Source organism: Micromonospora sp. 4G55, from assembly GCF_016803375.1.
This window is the reverse complement of the sequence record NZ_JAEVHN010000749.1, coordinates 1-2,794: the sequence shown is the minus strand read 5'-3', so window position 1 is coordinate 2,794 and position 2,794 is coordinate 1. Positions and strand designations below refer to the sequence as shown.

Below are 2,794 nucleotides of genomic sequence, written 5' to 3'. Positions count from 1 at the left end.
CGGCCGCCTCGGCGGCGCGCAGCAGCGCGGCGACATCCAGGGGCGCAGGGTGGCGTACCCGTCGAGGATCTCCACGGTGGCGCGGACCCGGCGCAGGTACGGGTCGCGCAGCACCGCCAGCAGCCCGGCGGCCCCGCGCGGCTCGGGCAGCAGCGCGATCTCCGGCAGCACCCGGTGCACCGCCGCCTGGAGCGGCCGCAGCCGGTGGTGGTCGACGACGGCCCCCAGCCGCGCCCCGAGCCGGTCGAGACCGACCAGCGGCCCCCAGGACGGCAGCGTCGAGCCGATCAGGATGAGCAGGATGGAGACGGTGAAGCTGAACACCACCACCGCGTCGGAGGCGAGCGCGGAGCCGGGCCAGAGCGCGCCGACGGCCACTGCGGTCAGCTTGCCCAGCACGTAGACCAGGCCCCACGCGGCGCCCGCCACGATCAGTCGCAGGCCGAGGCGGAGCAGCGGCCGGCCGGCCTGCCGCACGTACCGCCGGGCCAGGGCCACCACCTGCGTCATCGACCAGCCCAGGTAGGCCAGGTAGACGTAGAGGAAGGGGGCGTCGAACGGGTCGCCGTAGTAGCGACCGCTGGCCACCCGCGGATCGTCCAGGGCCGTCCGCGCCGGGGTCAGCGCGAAGAGCACCGCGATCGCGGCGATGCTGACCAACAGCGCGACGGTGCGGCGGCGGACCCGGCGGCGGGTCCGCTCGTCGTCCCCGGTCATGTGCAGCAGGAAGGCCTGCGCGGCGGTGGCCGAGACCAGGGTGAGGCAGTTGGACAGCAGCCGGGCCAGGTCGAGCACGCCGAGCGCCCGGTCCAGGGCCGGCATGAACGGCTGGATGGTCAGCGACACCGTGATGCCGACCAGGGCCAGGCAGAGCGCCCGCAGCGGCCGGTAGCGCGGGTTGCGGGCCAGGTCGCGCAGCTTGTAGAGGCTCATCACCCAGCAGGTCAGCGTCACGCCGATCATCAGGTCACGGACGAGGCTGATCACGGGTGGCGGCGTCCTTCGAGGGCGGCGGCGAGCCGGTCGGCGAGGGCGATGTCGGCCGGCGCGGTGACCGGTATCTCCGACCAGCTCTCCGCGCGCTGCACGGCGAGGCTGCCGAAGATCTCCGCCCGCCGCTCCTGCGGCGCGTCGTACGAGCTGCGGGCCAGCGGGGCCGGTGCGGCGGCGGCCCGGTCCAGCCCGGACGCCGGGGAGGCGTCGTCGAAGAGGGCGTGCCCGTACTCGTGCCCGATGATCAGGCGCTGGCGGACCGGGCTGGCGTTGGCGGCGTAGAAGATGTAGTCGGCGTGCTCGCCGGCCACCCAAAGCCCGTGCGGGGCCAGTGCGGGCAGCTCCCGAGGGATGAGGTGCACCGGCCGGCCGCGTCGCCGTTCCACCCGTTCGTGCAACTCGCCAAAGGTGAAGCCGCCGGTCAGTCCGAGCGCGTCCAGGGCCTGCTCGGACTGGCGGCGCAACTGCCGCAGCTGGTCCTCGCCCGCCGCGCGTCGTCGCCGGATCATCGGACCGGCGCCGGGTGGTGGGCGTACCGGTTCCGCAGCCGGACGCAGCCACCGCCGGTGGCCCGCGCCGTCCTCACCTCGCCTCCGCCGGGCGCTCGTGGGAGCGGCGGGCGCGGGCGGCGGCCTCCAGGCGTTCCACCTGCTCGATCATGGCCACCACGGCGGCGTGGCCCTCGGGGGAGAGCCGGGCGTCGGCCAGCCGCATGGCCACCTGCTTGATGTGCGGGTTGGCCAGAGCGTGCGCGAGGTCGCGCCCACCGTCCACGTCGTCCTGACCGGGGGCGAAGAAGCTCGACGGCTGGCCGAAGAAGGCGGCGATGGCGTCCACCACGGACTGTCGCGGGTCCGGCGCGCGCCCCTGCCGCAGGTTGCTCAGGTGGGTGTGCGAGATCCGGCAGCCGCGCCGGGTCAGCTCCTGGGCCACGTACCGGACGCTGTACGGCCGGCCCTGCGGGTCGGTCACCGTCCGGAAGAGCCAGTCCAGGCGGGCGGCGAAGGAGTCGTCGTGCAGCTCGGTGACCTGGGGCAAGGGGACTCCTCCGCACACGCGCGATGACACCGGCCGGGACGCTGGCACCGACTGTTGACGCCGCTACCGCGAGTATGTATAGCATTACCACCCCTGGCACGGGGAGTGGACACTTTGGTGTGATCATGGCACCGCCCAATGCCAGGGGCGTCCTGGCAGGTTCGACGGGAGCGCGCAGCCATGCGCCATCGGGGGTCCGTCGGAATCACCACGGGACGCGGGCGGCCGGGCCGGGGCCCGGCCCGCCGCAGGGGTGCGGTACGCCGTGCCGCACCCCTGCCCACGACGTCCGCCTGGTGGCAGCCGCGGTGGCCGGGTGTCAGACTTGCCGGCGGGGGACCCCAGCGGCGAGGGACGTGGACGAATGACGGGACACGGGTACGCACTCCGGCCGACACCGAGACCGTGACGCTGCTCGGCGCCCGGGTGACCCTCGTCGACCCGGCCGCCCTGCTCGCGGCAGCCGTCGTCGGTCCCGTCGCGCTGCTGGCCGACGCCACCTTTCCCGACCCGGTGCGTCGGTGCGGTTCACCGTGCGCGTCGAGGCGGGGGAGCACCGGTTCGACGCCTCGGTGCGGGCCGGCGTGCCGACCACGGCGGTGGGGCTGCTCGCGCTCGGCCTGGCCGGCCCGGCCGACGCCACCTTTCCCGACCCGGTGCGTCGGGTGCGGTTCACCGTGCGCGTCGAGGCGGGGGAGCACCGGTTCGACGCCTCGGTGCGGGCCGGCGTGCCGACCACGGCGGTGGGGCTGCTCGCGCTCGG

4 protein-coding genes are annotated in these 2,794 nt (G+C 75.0%); 1 reads left to right on the top strand and 3 read right to left on the bottom strand.

What is annotated here, in order from left to right; all coding sequences use genetic code 11:
• The 3 genes from JNW89_RS33515 to JNW89_RS33505 all read right to left on the bottom strand — a co-directional run.
• A partial coding sequence (locus tag JNW89_RS33515) for an MAB_1171c family putative transporter (protein WP_238452094.1) occupies window positions 1-987 on the bottom strand: 987 nt, incomplete at its 3' end.
• Window positions 984-1,502, bottom strand: coding sequence for an ImmA/IrrE family metallo-endopeptidase (locus JNW89_RS33510; RefSeq protein WP_238452093.1), 519 nt, complete (start codon window positions 1,500-1,502; stop codon window positions 984-986). The genes JNW89_RS33515 and JNW89_RS33510, both read right to left, overlap by 4 nt.
• Before the next feature lie 73 nt (window positions 1,503-1,575).
• Complete coding sequence (locus tag JNW89_RS33505) at window positions 1,576-2,031, bottom strand: hypothetical protein (RefSeq protein ID WP_238452092.1); 456 nt, start codon at window positions 2,029-2,031, stop codon at window positions 1,576-1,578.
• Window positions 2,032-2,552: 521 nt separating this feature from the next.
• Between JNW89_RS33505 and JNW89_RS33500 the strand changes: the two genes are divergently transcribed.
• Window positions 2,553-2,794 (top strand): hypothetical protein (locus tag JNW89_RS33500; RefSeq protein WP_238452091.1); only part of this gene is annotated, 242 nt, incomplete at its 3' end.

Bases quoted from the DNA above. Each gene is read 5' to 3' on its own strand.
- JNW89_RS33510 (WP_238452093.1), bottom strand. From the start codon at position 1,502: ATGATCCGGCGACGACGCGCGGCGGGCGAGGACCAGCTGCGGCAGTTG.